The 15,851-nt window shown below is 41.0% G+C and carries 19 protein-coding genes; 1 reads left to right on the top strand and 18 read right to left on the bottom strand.

Features of this window, described 5'->3' with window-relative positions:
• Positions 1–158: 158 nt before the first annotated feature.
• The 4 genes from ACTJJQ_RS01060 to ACTJJQ_RS01045 form a co-directional block, all read right to left on the bottom strand.
• A complete protein-coding gene (locus tag ACTJJQ_RS01060; RefSeq protein WP_440599877.1) occupies positions 159–1,499 on the bottom strand; it encodes a sugar porter family MFS transporter in 1,341 nt (446 codons plus the stop codon).
• A gap of 84 nt (positions 1,500–1,583) precedes the next feature.
• A complete protein-coding gene (gene araA, locus ACTJJQ_RS01055; protein ID WP_217966971.1) occupies positions 1,584–3,005 on the bottom strand; it encodes an L-arabinose isomerase in 1,422 nt (473 codons plus the stop codon).
• Positions 3,006–3,022: 17 nt separating this feature from the next.
• A complete protein-coding gene (locus tag ACTJJQ_RS01050) occupies positions 3,023–3,727 on the bottom strand; it encodes an L-ribulose-5-phosphate 4-epimerase (RefSeq protein ID WP_017358058.1) in 705 nt (234 codons plus the stop codon).
• Positions 3,721–5,346, bottom strand: coding sequence for a xylulokinase (locus ACTJJQ_RS01045; RefSeq protein ID WP_242730702.1), 1,626 nt, complete (start codon positions 5,344–5,346; stop codon positions 3,721–3,723). Before ACTJJQ_RS01045 ends, ACTJJQ_RS01050 begins: the two co-directional genes overlap by 7 nt.
• Positions 5,347–5,618: 272 nt before the next feature.
• On the opposite strand from ACTJJQ_RS01045, the gene ACTJJQ_RS01040 reads away from it, so the two are divergent.
• A complete protein-coding gene (locus ACTJJQ_RS01040; protein ID WP_242730704.1) occupies positions 5,619–6,731 on the top strand; it encodes a GntR family transcriptional regulator in 1,113 nt (370 codons plus the stop codon).
• A 5-nt stretch (positions 6,732–6,736) separates the two neighbouring features.
• Here ACTJJQ_RS01040 and ACTJJQ_RS01035 read toward each other — a convergent pair whose 3' ends face one another.
• From ACTJJQ_RS01035 to ACTJJQ_RS00970, 14 genes are all read right to left on the bottom strand, one after another.
• A complete protein-coding gene (locus tag ACTJJQ_RS01035) occupies positions 6,737–7,753 on the bottom strand; it encodes a serine hydrolase domain-containing protein (protein ID WP_242732077.1) in 1,017 nt (338 codons plus the stop codon).
• Between the two features lie 10 nt (positions 7,754–7,763).
• A complete protein-coding gene (locus ACTJJQ_RS01030; protein ID WP_242730706.1) occupies positions 7,764–8,219 on the bottom strand; it encodes a MarR family winged helix-turn-helix transcriptional regulator in 456 nt (151 codons plus the stop codon).
• A 94-nt stretch (positions 8,220–8,313) separates the two neighbouring features.
• Entirely contained in the window at positions 8,314–9,039 is a 726-nt protein-coding gene (locus ACTJJQ_RS01025) for a DsbA family oxidoreductase (RefSeq protein ID WP_242730708.1), read from the bottom strand.
• A 149-nt stretch (positions 9,040–9,188) separates the two neighbouring features.
• Positions 9,189–9,746: a 6-phospho-3-hexuloisomerase gene (gene hxlB / locus ACTJJQ_RS01020; RefSeq protein ID WP_242730710.1), complete on the bottom strand. Its 558-nt coding sequence runs from the start codon at positions 9,744–9,746 to the stop codon at positions 9,189–9,191.
• Positions 9,743–10,375, bottom strand: a complete 633-nt coding sequence (hxlA, locus tag ACTJJQ_RS01015) for a 3-hexulose-6-phosphate synthase (protein ID WP_007501390.1) — start codon at positions 10,373–10,375, stop codon at positions 9,743–9,745. The genes hxlB and hxlA overlap by 4 nt, the downstream gene beginning before the upstream one ends.
• 337 nt (positions 10,376–10,712) lie before the next feature.
• A complete protein-coding gene (locus ACTJJQ_RS01010; protein WP_034646559.1) occupies positions 10,713–11,051 on the bottom strand; it encodes a winged helix-turn-helix transcriptional regulator in 339 nt (112 codons plus the stop codon).
• Between the two features lie 94 nt (positions 11,052–11,145).
• On the bottom strand, positions 11,146–12,015 hold the full coding sequence (locus ACTJJQ_RS01005) for an alpha/beta hydrolase (RefSeq protein ID WP_440599876.1): 870 nt from the start codon (positions 12,013–12,015) through the stop codon (positions 11,146–11,148).
• A 53-nt stretch (positions 12,016–12,068) separates the two neighbouring features.
• Positions 12,069–12,446: a hypothetical protein gene (locus tag ACTJJQ_RS01000; RefSeq protein WP_440599875.1), complete on the bottom strand. Its 378-nt coding sequence runs from the start codon at positions 12,444–12,446 to the stop codon at positions 12,069–12,071.
• An 18-nt stretch (positions 12,447–12,464) separates the two neighbouring features.
• Positions 12,465–12,698 carry a YxiJ family protein gene (locus ACTJJQ_RS00995; protein WP_440599938.1) on the bottom strand — a complete coding sequence of 78 codons (234 nt, stop codon included), beginning with the start codon at positions 12,696–12,698 and terminating at the stop codon, positions 12,465–12,467.
• Positions 12,699–12,870: 172 nt separating this feature from the next.
• Complete coding sequence (locus tag ACTJJQ_RS00990; protein ID WP_017358068.1) at positions 12,871–13,269, bottom strand: YxiG family protein; 399 nt, start codon at positions 13,267–13,269, stop codon at positions 12,871–12,873.
• 47 nt (positions 13,270–13,316) lie between these two features.
• Positions 13,317–13,793 carry a hypothetical protein gene (locus tag ACTJJQ_RS00985; protein ID WP_046344064.1) on the bottom strand — a complete coding sequence of 159 codons (477 nt, stop codon included), beginning with the start codon at positions 13,791–13,793 and terminating at the stop codon, positions 13,317–13,319.
• A gap of 39 nt (positions 13,794–13,832) precedes the next feature.
• A complete protein-coding gene (locus ACTJJQ_RS00980) occupies positions 13,833–14,516 on the bottom strand; it encodes a DUF7003 family protein (protein ID WP_048003291.1) in 684 nt (227 codons plus the stop codon).
• Between the two features lie 23 nt (positions 14,517–14,539).
• Positions 14,540–15,148, bottom strand: a complete 609-nt coding sequence (locus ACTJJQ_RS00975; RefSeq protein WP_440599874.1) for a hypothetical protein — start codon at positions 15,146–15,148, stop codon at positions 14,540–14,542.
• 56 nt (positions 15,149–15,204) lie between these two features.
• Positions 15,205–15,834, bottom strand: a complete 630-nt coding sequence (locus ACTJJQ_RS00970) for a hypothetical protein (RefSeq protein WP_041090861.1) — start codon at positions 15,832–15,834, stop codon at positions 15,205–15,207.
• Positions 15,835–15,851: the final 17 nt, after the last annotated feature.

The following is a 15,851-nucleotide window of genomic DNA, read 5'->3' as shown; positions in this document are numbered from 1 at the left end:
TTTTCAGCGTGATAGAAAACCTTTGAATTCTAGGAAGGACGAGTACCGGCGCGGAGCGAATTTGACATTCGTGAGCACTGGCACGCAGGACTGACAAAGAATGCGAGGGTTTGTCTACACGCTGAAACCATCTATCCACACAGGATAGATGGTTTCCTTTAGACACGTGCAGCCATATCGGTTTCGATTTGTTCTAAGCTTCTTCCTTTTGTTTCGACTAATACAAAGCGCGTGAACAACAGGCCAATTAAGCAGATGACCCCAAATGAAGAGAAAATGACGCCAAAGCTGAATTGGTCAGCCAAGATAGGAAACACAAGGCCAACTGCTAATGATCCCGTCCAGTTAAAGGCAGATGAAATGCCCGCTCCAATACCCCTGACAGAAAGTGGGAAAATTTCACCGATGATAATCCATGTGATCGGTGCCCATGAGAAGGCATAGCACAAAATAAAGCAGCAAAGTGAAATCAATGTGACCCAGTTTAATATGCCTTCACTCACTCCGAGCGCACCTAATGCCGCTGGTGCAAAGAAAGACAGGGCCATCCCCGTTCCCCCAACTGTGAGAATCGTTCGGCGGTCGAACCGGTCGACGAATTGTAAAAAAATCACGGTCGTCACAACAAATATGACACCAACAATGACGGTAAAACCTGCGGCAACTTGCGGAGCAAGACCTACATTTCTTGCGATACTCGTTGCATAATACACAATGGAGTTCGCCCCCTGTATTTGCTGGAGTGTTGCCATTCCGACCCCAATAAAGAGAGCCATTCGGAATTTCTTTTGAAATAATTCACGAACGCCTGAGCGTTCTTCTTTTGCTACTTCTAAAATTTCTTGCATTTCTGCTTCAATCTCTTCACGTGATGAACGAAGTGATCCTAATACTTCACGTGCCTTATGAGCCATTCCGTGTTTAATTAAATATCTTGGAGATTCAGGAAGTTTCAGCATGCCAATATAAAGCACGATCGCAAATAAAGCAGCACTTCCCAGCATCCAGCGCCAGCTGTCTGGAATTGGTTCAAACACAAATGCGACGATATAGCTAAGCAATAATCCACTCACAATCATCAGCTGATTCAGGCCGGACAATTTCCCGCGAATTTTGGCCGGAGCGATTTCAGACATGTAAGCAGGCACGAGCGATGAGGCTGTCCCTACAGCTGTTCCTAAGAAAATCCGGGCAATGGTTAATGAGATTTCTTCTGGTGCAATGGCTGAGCCAAGCGCACCGACAAAAAAGATAATCGATGACACCAAAATGAGCTTTCTGCGGCCAAACTTATCCCCCATCAGACCGCTTAAAATGGAACCAATGATCGCCCCGCCCATTAATGAAGAAACGACGATGCCAAGCCATAACGGGCTGAGCTGAAATTCTTCCTGAATGTGCCCTTCTGCCCCTGCGATAATACCAATATCATATCCAAATAAGATACCTGCAAAGGACCCGAAAAAGAAGATAAATTTACTTGATACTTTTTTCTCCAAGTGGATGACCCCCCTCACTTAATAAACCGCTTTCATTTCTCCCTGCCATTCTACCGTTCACAGTAGAATGCATTTCACCCTTCTTTATAAAACCACATATTCTGCATTCACAAGCTTTGCAAAATGAACAATTTGATCAACCGTTAAATTGAGAGATACGACTGTATGATGACCTCCGCCGTGCTTAATCCATGCTTTGACGCCATCTTGAAAGTTCGGTTTGATTTTCCAGAGGACTCGTGCTACCGGTAAATGTGGTGCTGCTTCCTGCGGCTCAAAGGCTTCCACTTCTTGAATCAGCCATTTGAAATGTGTTCCAAAATCAGCAATGGAGACAACAACGCCCTCGCCTGCTTTTCCATCAAACACAAGACGTGCTGGGTCTTCCCGGTTTCCAATGCCTAGCGGAGACACGACAATGACAGGTTTTGTATGTGCAAGCGCAGGATCTACTTCTAGCATATGAGATTGCAGCACTGCTTCCTGACCAGCAGTCATTTCATATGTGTAATCTTCCATAAAACCAGTCGATTGATGATGGCTCATCACCTTTAATAAACGATCCAGTGCGGCGGTTTTCCAATCCCCTTCACCCGCAAAGCCATATCCCTTTGCCATCAGTCGCTGAACGGCTAAACCCGGAAGCTGCTTCATGCCATGTAAATCTTCAAAGTTTGTCGTAAAGGCATTGTAGCCGCCTTCATCTAAAAAACGTTTGATGGCAATTTCATATCGTGCTTGCACTTTTACACTTTGTTGCCATTCTTCTGCCGAATAGCTCCCATAATCCACGTCATATAACGTTAAGTACTCAGCAAACAGAGCATCAACTTCTGCTTCTTCCACAGCATTTACATAGTTCACAAGATCGCCAATTCCAAAGTAATCAACGGTCCATCCCAGCTGGATCTGCGCTTCAATTTTATCTCCTTCTGTCACCGCAACGTGGCGCATATTGTCACCAAACCGAGCCACTTTAATGTGGAAGCTCTCATGATAGGCAGCCGCAACGTCCATCCAATCAGCGATTTGCTGCTTCACCTCCTGCTTCGACCAATGACCTGCAACGATTTGGTTTTGCTTATTTAAACGTGCATTGATATAGCCGTACTCTCTGTCTCCATGTGCCGATTGATGGAGATTCATATAGTCCATATCAATCGTGTCCCACGGAATGTTTTCATAGTATTGCGTGACGAGATGCAAAAGAGGCTTTTGCAAAAGAGACGTACCACGTATCCACATTTTTGCTGGAGAAAACGTATGCATCCAAGTCATCACACCGATGACCTCATCACGATAGTTGACCTCTTTCATCAGCTCTGTGATTTGATCCGCACTAACCGCCAGTTCCTGCAGAATAATTGGATAAGGCAGCAAACCGCTCTCATTTAAGGCATCTGTTATCTTTTGTGCATCTGCCTTCACTTGCTTCAGTGCCTCGTCCCCATATAAGTGCTGTGAACCGACGACAAACCAACATTCTTTCTTCTGACTTGTTAACATAGAAATCCCTCTTTTCTTTATCTTGAAGGTTTTTGTCCGTAATACGCATGTGTTCCATGTTTTCTTAAATAATGTTTATCTAAAATCACCTGCGGAAGAGGCTCCGCATATTCGTTCAATTGCTTTGCAAACAGGTTCATTTTCGCTACTTCATCTAAAATGACACTGTTCGTTACCGCACTTTTTGCATCTTTTCCCCACGTAAAGGGACCATGACCTTGCAGCAAAATACCAGGAACCGCCATGATATCTATCTGTCTTTTCTCAAACGTTTCAATGATCAGGTGTCCTGTTTCCACCTCATACCCGCGATTCACCTCTTCTTCTGTGAGAAATCGAGCGCACGGAACAGGTCCGTAAAATGTATCGGCATGTGTTGTGCCCATTGCTGGTAAATCAAGTCCAGCTTGCGCCCATACCGTTGCCCACATCGAATGGCTATGTGAAATGCCGCCAATTTCCTCAAAGTGTTTGTAAAGAACAGCATGTGTGGCAGTATCGGAAGAAGGATTGAATTCTCCCTCGACCACTTGACCGTCAAAATCGACCACGACCATGTCTTTTGCTGATAATTTGTCATACGCTATGCCGCTTGGCTTAATGACAAACAGTCCACTGTCACGATCGCACGCACTGACATTGCCCCATGTAAATTTCACAAGTCCGTACTTTGGCAGATCTAGATTCGCTTGAAACACTTCTTCTTTTAACCGCTCTAACATACAGGTGCCGCTCCTTTCTGTGGCGTCAAATGTTCTACTGCCGCTTTTTCTATCGGGAGTCCTTCTTGATAGCGCTTTATAAATGCCTCAAAACCTTTAACATCCAGTGGATCAGGATCAATAAGCTCTTCTAATGTATGGACAAATACTTGATGCTTGAGAAAATGGCTCAGTGTTTGCTGCTGGTGATTGATCATATATGAAGCAAGGACCGCCATCCCAAACGCACCGCCTTCTCCCGCCGTTGATACGACGGATACAGGTGTCCCGAGTGCAGCAGCGACCATTTTTTGCCCTACTATCGGTGTTTTAAATAAACCGCCATGTCCTAGTAAGCGATCAATCTTGACTTGTTCATGTGCTTTTAACCGATCCATCCCGATTTTCATTGCGCCAAATGCAGAGAAGAGATGTGTCCGAATGAAATTAGCAAGGGTAAATCGGCTTTGAGGAGATCTAACAAAAAGGGGTCTTCCTTCTTTTAGTCTCGTAATATTTTCACCAGAATAATAGCCATAGCTTAAAAGCCCGCCCCCATCATGATCTGCTTCTAAAGCTTGATTTAATAGGGTTTCGTACAATCTTTCTGTTTCAACTGGCTGACCCATTGCTTCAAACGCTTCTTTGAATACATTCATCCAAGCGTTAAGGTCACTTGTACAATTGTTGGCATGAACCATCGCGACTGGCAGGCCATCTGGTGTCGTGACAAGGTCCACTTCTGGGTACACACCTTTTAGATGTTGCTCTAACACAATCATGGCAAATACAGATGTCCCAACTGAAATATTCCCAGTTCTCTTTTCCACACTGTTTGTTGCGACCATCCCTGTTCCTGCATCACCCTCTGGCGGGCAAAAAGGGATACCTGGCTGCAACTGTTTGCCTTGGTCTAAAATCGCTGCTCCAGCTGCTGTTAACACACCAGCTTCTTCGCCTGCTAAATAGATGCGCGGCAAAAGATGACGAAGCTTCCACGGGTAGCCTTTTTCTGCAATCAATGCTTCAAATTGATGAAGCATCACTTCGTTGTAATCCTTCGTTTTTTCATCAATGGGGAACATTCCCGACGCATCACCAATTCCGATGGCCTGCTTCCCTGTTAACAGCCAGTGAATGTAGCCGGACAAAGTGGTCACATACTCTAACCGGGACAGATGTTTTTCCTCTTCTAGTATCGCTTGGTATAAGTGAGCGATACTCCATCTTTCTGGAATATGAAATTGGAATACATCTGTTAGCTTTTGACTCGCCTCGGTCGTTGTTCCATTCCGCCACGTTCGAAACGGGACGAGGAGCTCTCCTGTATGATGACAGGCGACGTAGCCATGCATCATCGCAGATATCCCGATGGAGCCAATGGTTTGAATCGTCACCCCATACAATTGTGCAGCCTGTTCTTTCATCTGACGGTACGCCACTTGAAGACCTGTAATGATCTCAATTAAGTTGTACGTCCATATTCCTTCTTGAAGAGAACTTTCCCATTCAAATGCACCTTGCGCAATTGGCTGAAACTCTTCATCTATTAAAATGGCTTTAATTCGTGTCGAACCAAATTCAATACCCAAAGATGTCCTGCCTTCTCTAATGGCTTTGGCCGTCTCTTCACGATTCATTTTGTTCACCCCCATAATGATAGCGGTTTCAAATATCTATTTCGTTTGATCCATCTTTACTTGTGCACAAAAACAATATAATATTTGTACGTACATATGTCAATAATAAATATAGTTGTGCATACATAATCAGACAAAAACTTTCATATTCTCTAAGGATTAGACGGTAGACACTGCAAGCGCCTGTTTTTGATTAAGCAACCATGTTAAAATATGTCCATACAAGTTCTTCTCAATCCGAGTAGAGGATCAACTGTGAAAGAAGTGAAACGATGAAAAAGAAGTACCAGGTCATTATGGATGATATAAAAAGCAAAATACTGACAGGGGATTACCGGATCGGGGAGCGTATTCCAACCGAATCAAGCTTACAAGAGATGTATCAAGTAAGCCGGCATACGGTGCGAAAAGCCATCTTGGAATTATCAAGTGAAGGTTTTTTACGAAGCGAAAAAGGCTCGGGCACATTTGTCACCAATCAATATCAAACAAAACCTGCTGGACATGCTCATATGAAAACGATTGGTGTCATCACCACATACATATCAGATTACATTTTCCCGTCGATCATTCGGGGCATCGAAAGCCGATTAAATGAAGAGAACTATTCTTTGTTACTGGCGAGTACAAATAACGATGTGGAGCAAGAGAAAAAAGCGCTTGAAATGATGCTGTCCTTTGGTGTGGACGGATTAATTGTCGAACCGACAAAAAGCAACTTATATAATCCAAACATTTCGTACTACCTATCCTTTAAAGAGCAGGATGTCCCGCTTATAATGATCAATGCCTACTATGAGCAGTTAGAGGTTCCCTTCCTTTGTTTGGATGATGTGAAGTCCAGCTATTTAGCGACAAAGGAGCTGATCACCTCTGGACATCAGCACATTGGACTGATTTCAAAAACAGATGATTTACAAGGGAAATATCGAATGAAGGGCTATATTCAGGCACTTGGTGAAGCAAAGCTCAATTTCCTACCAGAGCATGTCCTTTTTTTCGATACAGAATCGAAGCAGTATTTAGGGGATCATATCAAAACCTTTTTACAAACACACCAGCATGAGCTGACCGCCCTTGTTTGCTATAACGATGAAGTCGGGTTAGAAGTAGCAAACGTATGTAGTGAAATGGGTTTATCTATTCCAGATGATCTTTCCATTATTGGACAGGATAACTCGTATATTGCCCAAAAAAATGCCCATGTGAAACTGACAACGCTGACACACCCTCAAGAGCAAATGGGACGAGATGCGGCAGACTGGATGATTAAAAAAGTACAAGGGAAAAAGAATCTCCCTGATCAAACATTTTATGAGCCTGAACTCGTTCCTGGTGAAACGATTAAAGCGCTGAACGCAAGAAAAAATGAGCCCTCTTCATAGGAGGCTCATTTGGCTTTAGGCTCTTGTTCAAGCATATTCATCACGTCATAGGCAATTCGGTCGGGAGAATCTTGTGTGATACGATTGCGATAGTTAGACAAGACGACCACTCCTGTTTTTGAATGCGGGCGGAAGCCCATGAAGCTGGAGAAACCAGAAGTTGCACCATTATGGCAAATCAATCCCGTATCATCTATGACCCACCCGAGTCCCATTGACATGTTTTTCCCTATCTTCACCTTTGGCTCGTGGGTCATTTTCCATGGAGAAGCGACGTCTGCACTCATGTGTGCAGAGAGAAATGAAAGCAAATCAGTGATCGTCGAACGAATCGCACCAGCCCCTTGATAGTCATGCATCTGAAGCGGAGGAACCTCTTTTCCATTCTCTTGATGACCGAGGATCATCTTCTCTTTGACATCCTCCTTGATCGTAATAAAGGTGTTCGATAGTTTCAGCTCATCCACGATATATTCAGTCAGCAGCTCTTCATATGTTTTGTGAAGAGACCATCCCATGATCAACCCGAGGAGTCCCATCCCTACATTGGAGTAACGAGATGGGTATTCTTTTCGCTCATTCCATTTTTTCGAGTGTAACAGTTTCATTAATTCATCAAGGGAGTATTGACAGTACATATCTCTTCTCACTTTTGGAAGGAACCTTAGTTGTAAATCTCTGAGAAAACGATGTGAAGGAAGTCCAGACGTATGGGTTGCCAGCTGTTCCAATTGGATAGGGTGATTCTTTCTTATTTCGGGACAATACAGTGAAATGGAATCGTCTAGCTTCATCTGCCCTTTTTGAATCATGCTTGCCAATATACTTGTCGTAAAGACTTTTGAAATAGAGCCGATTTCAAAAATGACCTCCTCAGGCTGCACGCGCTGCTGTATGGGGTGATCTCCGAAATGAAAAACGTGTCTTTCTCCTTGATGAATCAGTCCGATCACGAGCAGTGCCTGTTTCTTTTTCTCCGTATAAGAAGAGGCAATTCGCTGTATTTCTTGTTTGAGCATCATCAATGGATCATCATCCTTCCCCTTCATTTTGATCTACAATCAATTGATCAAGCTTTGTATAAATGGATGTCAATGTGTTGATCTCTTCGAGGCTTAATTTTGAATAGTATTTTTCAATGATCGCAAGTTCTATCTTTCTCATATTCTCCAAGTACGTCTTTGCCTTTTCAGAAAGTTCAACGTGCAATTCCCGGCGGTTTTGCGGGTTGATGCTGCGGCGAATCCATTCTTTTTTTTCAAGCGTGTTTAACAACTGGCTCACAGCACTTTGGGTGATGCCTAGTTGCTGAGCAATTTGAATAGGTGAGCTTCCCCCTGTTCGCTCTACGAAATCAAGGACAATATGCTGCTTATCAGTTAACTCATCTACAAATAACTCTTCAAACTCTAATCGGAGCTTTTGATGGATGCGCGCTTCGATTTGGTTTAATTCTTGGATCATCGTTGTTTTGGATGTCACTGTCATCACCTTCATAATTAAGATAAATTAAGTATAAAGGTATATTAATTATTAATCAACAAAAATCCCTATCTTTTATTAAAGATAGGGAAAATGCCGATTATACTTCTTCTTTAGGTGAAGGTACTGCACATACGCCATCTGCACATGCTTCTTCAAATGAAGCATCAACCGCTTTCTCCGTTTGCGCTGCCTCTTCTGTCCAAGCCGTTTCAAGTGCACGAAGGAACGTATCTGCTGGCTGTGCACCAGCAACCGAATATTGATCATTGATCAAGAAAAAAGGCACAGCAGAAATCCCGAGCTGTCTTGCTTCTTTTTCGTCTTCTCGCACAGCGTCTGCAAATTCTTGCCCGTCTAGAACCTTTTGTACTTCGTTCTGATCAAGGCCTGCTTTTTCTGCGATATCTAAAAGGGTTTGACGATCACCAACATGCTTTCCATCTGTAAAATACGCTTGAAACAGCTCACTCATGACGAGATCGCCTTTTCCCATTTTTCCAGCATATTGTGCGAGCTGGTGGGCATCAAAGGTGTTTGTCAAAACGAGTGGATCGAATTGAAAATCGATTCCTTTCTCCTTGCCCGCCTGTTTCACCTGTTCATTCATCGCGATGGCCCGGCTACGGCTCATGCCATATTTTTTGACAAGCATATCATGCACATCATAATCCACTGCAACAGGTGCATTCGAATCAAGCTCAAAGCTTTTAAACTCTACTTCTACCTGTTCTTTATGAGGGAATTGCTCAAGCGCTGTTTCCAACTGTTTTTTTCCTATATAACAAAAAGGACAGGCGATATCTGACCAAATTTGCACTTTCATCTTCATCTTCCTTCCGTTACTTACGTTTTTTCTTTCAAGATGTAACTATTATAGTTACATCTCATCCTTTATGTCAAGTGATCCTTCTTTTTAAGCTCCATGTATTAAAAAAACCTTTCCTTCAAAAAAAGGAAAGGTTTTCATCACGACTATTCTAAATTCGCATGGTGACCGTACATTTTATGGGTGTCGAGCTTTTTCATTTCCATCAATCTCAAGATGACCGCATCGTACATAAGAAGCAAAGTTTGCTCAAATAATGAGCCCATCGGCTGAATCGTATGATGATTTCCTTCATGTTGATCCTTTGGCGCACCTGACAGTAAGATGACTTCATCAGATAGATCAGCTATAGGTGACTCAGCTGAAAGTGTGAACGCCGCGACGCTTCCGCCAATCGCCCTTGCCTTTTTCGCGAGCACAAGCAGCGTCTCTGTTCGGCCAGAACCGCTCCCTACAATCAATAAATCCTCAGATGTAAAAGCAGGCGTATTCGTTTCACCGATCACATAAGCTTCGACACCAATATGCGTGAGTCTCATTGCAAACGATTTCCCCATCAAACCAGATCTGCCAGCCCCTGCGACGAAGACCTTTCGAGCCGCTAAAATGCTTTTGACAAGCTGCTCTGCTTGTTCGTCTTGAATCGCGGGCGAGTGCTCAGAAAGCTCGCTTAGAATCGCTCTCACATAGTCACTTGTTTTCATGATTGTGCAATCAACTGCTTCATTTGCGCAGCCACTTCTGCTTTATTGTCTTGAGCCGCAATGCCGCCGCCGACAATAATCAAATCTGGATTTAATTTGACGACTTCAGGCAATGTATCAAGCTTAATACCGCCTGCAATCGCTGTTTTTGCCTGTTTGACCACTTGTTTAATGGTCATGAGGTCAGCAAATGAGTTTTGACCAACCGCTTGCAGGTCATAGCCTGTGTGCACACAAATATAATCTACCCCAAGCTCATCAAGCTCTTTCGCGCGGCCGGCGATATCTTTGATCCCAATCATATCGACTAAAATTTGTTTCCCTCTTGCTTTTGCTTCCTTCACCGCTCCTTGGATAGACATATCTTCCGCTGCCGCAAGAATGGTGACGATATCCGCTCCAGCTTCGGATGCCTGCTGCACTTCATAACCGGCAGCATCCATAATTTTGAGATCCGCCAGCACACGTAAATTCGGAAACGCCTGTTTGACTTCTTTTACAGCACGAAGCCCTTCGTTGATCACAACAGGTGTCCCAATTTCCACCACATCAATAGACGCTTCTACTTCTTTGATCAGCTCGATCGCTTCTGGTATATTCACTAAATCTAACGCTAATTGTAATTTCATGAACGTTCACTCCCGTTTTTTCATCTCATCTTCAAGAGCTCCGTGAATAGGGCTTCTTGAACGATGAAATGAGTATAACAACAGGATGGAAGCAATCCAAGTACGCACTTTTTTTTTACATACTATACTTTTTCGCATATGGTTACAAAAAAGACACTGTCTTTTCGACCAGTATCTAAACGTACTGACAAATCCTCGCATTCGGTGTCAAGTCTGTGTTGTGATGCCGCTCCAGTACTCGTCCTTCCTAAACTGCAAAGGTTTTCAAGTCACGCTGAAAAGAAAACAAAGAGCTAAAATAAAATGATTTTAGCTCTTGTCTACATCTATCGTCTTTCTATTTATCATCCTTTAAAAAATTGCTGTCGAGATATTGTTTTCCCCAATCATACATCGCCTCTAAAATCGGCATTAAGCTTTCTCCGAGTTCTGTGAGAGAGTACTCAACCTTTGGCGGAACGACAGGATAAACCTCCCGGTGCACAATGTGATCTTCCTCTAATTCTCTTAGCTGATTGACAAGCATTCTTTGCGTAATCCCAGGCATTAACGACTTTAACTCACCAAACCGTTTTGTCCCTTCTCTGCCAAGGTGCCATAAGATCAGCATTTTCCACTTCCCGCCGATAATATTCAGCGTCAGCTCTTTTTCGCAATTGAACACTTTATTTTCCATTCTTGATGACAACAATATACACTCCTTTTAATACAAACCGTTTATCCTATATCATATACTGCGGCAAAATCGATTGCCTAGCATACGGTCTTCGTTATTGATTTTGTTTTTTGACAAAAGCCATCACAGCCTTTGTCATGTCTTGCGCTTCTTTTGGCGCTCTGTCAGATCCAAACCATTTATTTAAATCACTGTGGCTCAGCGAATGAACCCGAAACACAAACCGTGAGCCTTTCTCATGATTCAGTTTTTCTGCAAATCGGTACACCTCAGGATTTTCCCAGCCTGTGACCAAATAAACAGGCGGTACATTCGTTTGATTCATATAAGTGACCGGTGATGCCTTTGTCCAGTTTTCCTCTTGTTTGCCAAAGACTTTTTTGTACGATGGAATGGCTTGTATAAATTGATTGATGTTTAACGGTCCATCTAAAATCACGATAGAATTGATCGTTTTTGGCGACAGCCCCACACGTTTTAAGTAAGTCGAATCTGTAGCAACCAATGCTGTCAAATGACCACCCGCTGAGTGACCCATGACATTGATTTTTGACGAATCGATTTGATATTCATCTGCATGATCCTTGACCCACTTAATAGCATTCGCCGTATCATCTGCCATCTGCTCGAAGTTGGCATCAGGGTGAAGCCTGTAATTCATTGAAACAAACACATACCCTTGACCCGTAAAATAATCAGCCTTTGAAGCGACTCTATTCTTATCGCCGCCTGTCCAGCCGCCGCCATGGAGATAGATCATGACTGGATGCTTCTTCTTATTGTCTTCATCTTTTCCCTTTGGCATATATATATCCAATGTTTGCTGTTTGTTTTGTGTGTCTGCATAATGGATGTTTGTCGTCGGCTTAGGCTGGTTGAAACGGAACACAAAGAATGCGCATACCAATAAGCCAGCGATGACTGCCGCAAATAAAAGCCACTTCATCATTCGATTCAATGTCATTGCACCTTTCTGTGTTAGGATGGGGAAGCATGATTCGCACATATGTAGAGCGACTAGCCCGATTCATTTGATACGACTTGTATGACTTGAATCGTTTCACAATAAAAAGAAAAATACTGTTCTTCATAATCTTCGACAAAGTAATTCAAATATTCCCAGCCTCTATCCAAAAGTTGAATGTTCAAAAAAAGAGAGGAATCGTTTGTTAACTCCAAATCTTTGATTTGAACAGAAGAGACGTTGGTAAATTTCAGATGAATGTCTGCTTTATGGGTTGCAGATTCGTATGGGATGTGTAGATGAATACAGTTGATCAAGTCGTAATGTTCATTATACTCTTTAAAGTAGTGAAATTCATTGATTTGCTTTAGATGGTTGATATTGAAATCAGGGATTTGTTTCTGGACTTTTTCATCTAAATACCATGTCATCGTTTGTCCTCCAAGAGGTTATTGTATAAGTGCAATGATTCGTTTTCTTGTTTCTTCATGGTATTGAACATAGGAATGCAATAAAGGATACGATTCAAGGATCTGTTGACATGATTTGATTTGGGGATATTGCTCTTCAAATGACTGACGTAGCACGTTTAACTGTTTTTTCGGTATTCGTTTATGATCGATCACATAACTTAGGCTACCTGCAACAAGTGAAAAAAATAAATAAAAGTCATCTGAAAATATACCAGTTTCTGCTTCAAAAGAGACGATTTCATCTGGATAAGATGAATCTAATAAGTATTGATAACGTTGTTTTACATCATCGAATAAACCTTATTTATCTCGGCTGATTTTCATGGATTTTCCCCAATCTCTCATTGTTTTTAATTCTTATTTAGACGCTAATGAGATCTTCCTATACACTGCAAATAAATTCTTGTGAATCGAAACATACGTTTTTCGATTCTATTGCGAGTAACATCCCATTGATGTTAAATAGAAAATTTGCATTTGAATCAAATTCTTCAAGAAGTACATTTTTAAGGTCCCCTATCCCATTAGGATGGTAACTACATTCAAAAATTTGCCAATTCATCTCTTCTTGTATCAATTCTTCAAATCTATCATTACCTTCACCCCCATTATAATAAAGACTCGCCATATTCATAAATCGTATTTCATGTTGAGTAACTTTATTTAATTCTGATACTTTTACGCTCAGTATTAATTCTTTATGAAACAAATCAAATGTGACTCCGAGTACATTACAACCCCCATCTAGATAATCGATCCATTTTTGTACACTATTAAACATCTCATTCACTCTCCTATTTTTTCAGGATGAACTCTATTCTTATCGTGTCACGGAGTTTGTAAATATTCTTCAAATGAAATAAAGTCCGCTTTTTTTCGAAATTCGCTTAAGATTTTCTGATCTCCTGTAAAAATAACATCTGTCGAATCAAAAAATCCGATTTCAAACACGGCTTGAGGGATAACGGGTGTATAATTTACGTTCCAATATCGTTCATTATCTTCAATTTGAGGTATTGAAATAATATTCAAATGATCTATATGACGAGGCAATGCGCTCAAAACAGCGAAAATAAAAGAATAAGAATAGTCATGTAAGAATTTTTTGAAATGTTCACCCTTCAGAAATAAAAAATCCGTATAATCCGGCATGACTTCTGAATGAGATTGATTATTCCGATCATGAAGCATTGGGAGTGTCACATCACTTATGACCCAATGATACTCTTCTACGTTTAAATTGATTTTCTTTATTAATTCATTTACTTCGAATAGATTTTCCTCTTTTGCTAATACGATTCTCATTACTTGCTCCACCTCACCGATTTAAAACATCAGACGAAACTAAAAATATTCCACAGTATCAAAATCTGACCATAATCTCCAGTCAGTGTTCGTGTTTATATTTACAATGCATGTTGGATCTTGATAGATCAAACTCTTCGCAACCGATTGAAAAAAAGGAGATTGACTAGGGAGTTGGCTATGCGTTTCTGGATGAAACCATGATTCAGTTGTGTAGAGCGGTTTATCATATACATGCTGAACGATGTCAAATTGTTCTTGATCTGTCATCCATAAACTATCCAGCAAATCTTGATGTTTGGCCATTTCTCTTAACAAAGTAATCCATTCATTTTCCTCTGTTACATCAGCTTGGCATGACTCTGGTATTTGAACATGAAAATAGTCTCCATTTAATCTAATTCGTAAAGGATGCTTTGTGAACCCATGTTCTATCTCATCATCATCTATTATTTCATGATGATGATCCACGAAATCAAAAAGCTCATCCAGTAGAAAATTGATTGATCCATTCTTCAAATCATGACCAATCGCAAAAAAATCAATAGACGGTCCTACCTTCGATAAACCGAATAATTGAATCGTGATCAGCCATTTTTCCTCTCTAGTAAATAGAGAAAGCTTCCCTTTGGCAAAATCAAAGTTCCCATTATCTAATAATGGAAACTCTTTATTTAGAAAAGACTCATCTAGTATAGATAACACATTGTCTATTTGATTCATGTCTTCCTCCTTATGAAGTTATTTCATTCTACGTTTGTATAATTTCGAATCAGTTCTTTTTTAAAATCATCAGGAAGTTTTTGATTCGGAAATACAACTGAAATCCAATCTAATACAATCTCATCTAAAGTTCTCCACGTTTTTAACAATTGTTTATTCATTTGTTCTAATTGATGAATCGCTAGTACTCCTATCTCATAACCTCTTTCGCCATAAATGATCCATTTCGCAGAAGGGGAAACCCATATCACACGTGAAGCAATATCCATTATGCTATCATTTACACTCTCTATCGGATAACCCGTTAAGAGATCAAGGTAATCACTTGGTGTGAGGTTTAACGGGATTTTCACCCAAGGATAATAACCAAAATCATGATAATAATGATCCATGCTCTGCTGCTCATCTAATACAGCCATGAGTATATAGTCATCATGATGATTCAAAGCTAAACCTTTTAACATTTCCCAGCTATCATCTGATAACAGCCAATGGAATTCTTCGAATAAATAATGAGGGGGTTTTGTTTTCAACACTTGATCAGGGAATGTCTTCGTACTGTGAATGAGCGAATGAACAAACGATAGAACATGTTCAAGTTCTTTTGGATCGGATATAAACAAATCTTTCACTTTATGCTCCTTTCATATCTTCGGGTAAGTTTATCATCAGTCATTGATACTCCATTTCACCGCTTGTAACATGACGCATAATGAGAGAGCATTTGAGTGTAATAATCATTGAATGTTTTTTGATCCTTCAATAATCCTTCAAACCAATTTGCTAAAACAGGGTGATCCATTGGTTTCCACCCTTCTTTTAATAACCTATTTTTCACAGAATCTTTTGTTGATACCATTCCTATGATACAAATTTCCATATCTCTATCTGCCCAAATCGCCCACTGCAAAGAATGAGCTAACCAGACAACTATATTCGAATTCGTGATTATATTATCCGCTATGGAACCTTTTGGGTGCATCCATAGTGCATTTACATAATCCTCACCTGAAATGTTCACACTCGCTTTCAGCCAATGATAATAACCAAATTCCTTCAAATAATAATCAATTGGATCTGGTTGAAGGACTGCAGTCAAAAATTCTCTATCTTGTGTAACAGTTGATAACTCTTTTATGGTTGGTAAAATATCATCACTCAATGCCCAATCAAACTCTTGAAACAAAAAACAATCAAATGTCTTACGAAAAACTTGTTGTGGCAGCTCTTTATTTGTTTCAAACACATGGTCTACTAAATTCTGATAGAATTTGAACTCTTTTTCTGAACGAATAAATAAGTCTTCAAGCCGTTTCAAACAACTACCTCCACTCT

It is taken from the genome of Bacillus sp. 22483, assembly GCF_052044605.1.
Taxonomy (GTDB): domain Bacteria; phylum Bacillota; class Bacilli; order Bacillales; family Bacillaceae; genus Bacillus; species Bacillus altitudinis.
This window is presented reverse-complemented; position numbering and strand designations above follow the sequence as displayed.

Excerpts from the sequence above, each read along its gene's own strand:
- araA (WP_217966971.1), bottom strand. The coding sequence starts at position 3,005 with ATGTTAACAAGTCAGAAGAAAGAATGTTGGTTTGTCGTCGGTTCACAG.
- ACTJJQ_RS01050 (WP_017358058.1), bottom strand. The coding sequence starts at position 3,727 with ATGTTAGAGCGGTTAAAAGAAGAAGTGTTTCAAGCGAATCTAGATCTG.
- ACTJJQ_RS01045 (WP_242730702.1), bottom strand. The coding sequence starts at position 5,346 with ATGAATCGTGAAGAGACGGCCAAAGCCATTAGAGAAGGCAGGACATCT.
- ACTJJQ_RS01040 (WP_242730704.1), top strand. The coding sequence starts at position 5,619 with ATGAAAAAGAAGTACCAGGTCATTATGGATGATATAAAAAGCAAAATA.
- ACTJJQ_RS01035 (WP_242732077.1), bottom strand. The coding sequence starts at position 7,753 with ATGATGCTCAAACAAGAAATACAGCGAATTGCCTCTTCTTATACGGAG.
- ACTJJQ_RS01030 (WP_242730706.1), bottom strand. The coding sequence starts at position 8,219 with ATGACAGTGACATCCAAAACAACGATGATCCAAGAATTAAACCAAATC.
- ACTJJQ_RS01025 (WP_242730708.1), bottom strand. The coding sequence starts at position 9,039 with ATGAAAGTGCAAATTTGGTCAGATATCGCCTGTCCTTTTTGTTATATA.
- hxlB (WP_242730710.1), bottom strand. The coding sequence starts at position 9,746 with ATGAAAACAAGTGACTATGTGAGAGCGATTCTAAGCGAGCTTTCTGAG.
- hxlA (WP_007501390.1), bottom strand. The coding sequence starts at position 10,375 with ATGAAATTACAATTAGCGTTAGATTTAGTGAATATACCAGAAGCGATC.
- ACTJJQ_RS01010 (WP_034646559.1), bottom strand. The coding sequence starts at position 11,051 with ATGGAAAATAAAGTGTTCAATTGCGAAAAAGAGCTGACGCTGAATATT.
- ACTJJQ_RS01005 (WP_440599876.1), bottom strand. The coding sequence starts at position 12,015 with ATGACATTGAATCGAATGATGAAGTGGCTTTTATTTGCGGCAGTCATC.
- ACTJJQ_RS01000 (WP_440599875.1), bottom strand. The coding sequence starts at position 12,446 with ATGACATGGTATTTAGATGAAAAAGTCCAGAAACAAATCCCTGATTTC.
- ACTJJQ_RS00990 (WP_017358068.1), bottom strand. The coding sequence starts at position 13,269 with ATGTTTAATAGTGTACAAAAATGGATCGATTATCTAGATGGGGGTTGT.
- ACTJJQ_RS00985 (WP_046344064.1), bottom strand. The coding sequence starts at position 13,793 with ATGAGAATCGTATTAGCAAAAGAGGAAAATCTATTCGAAGTAAATGAA.
- ACTJJQ_RS00980 (WP_048003291.1), bottom strand. The coding sequence starts at position 14,516 with ATGAATCAAATAGACAATGTGTTATCTATACTAGATGAGTCTTTTCTA.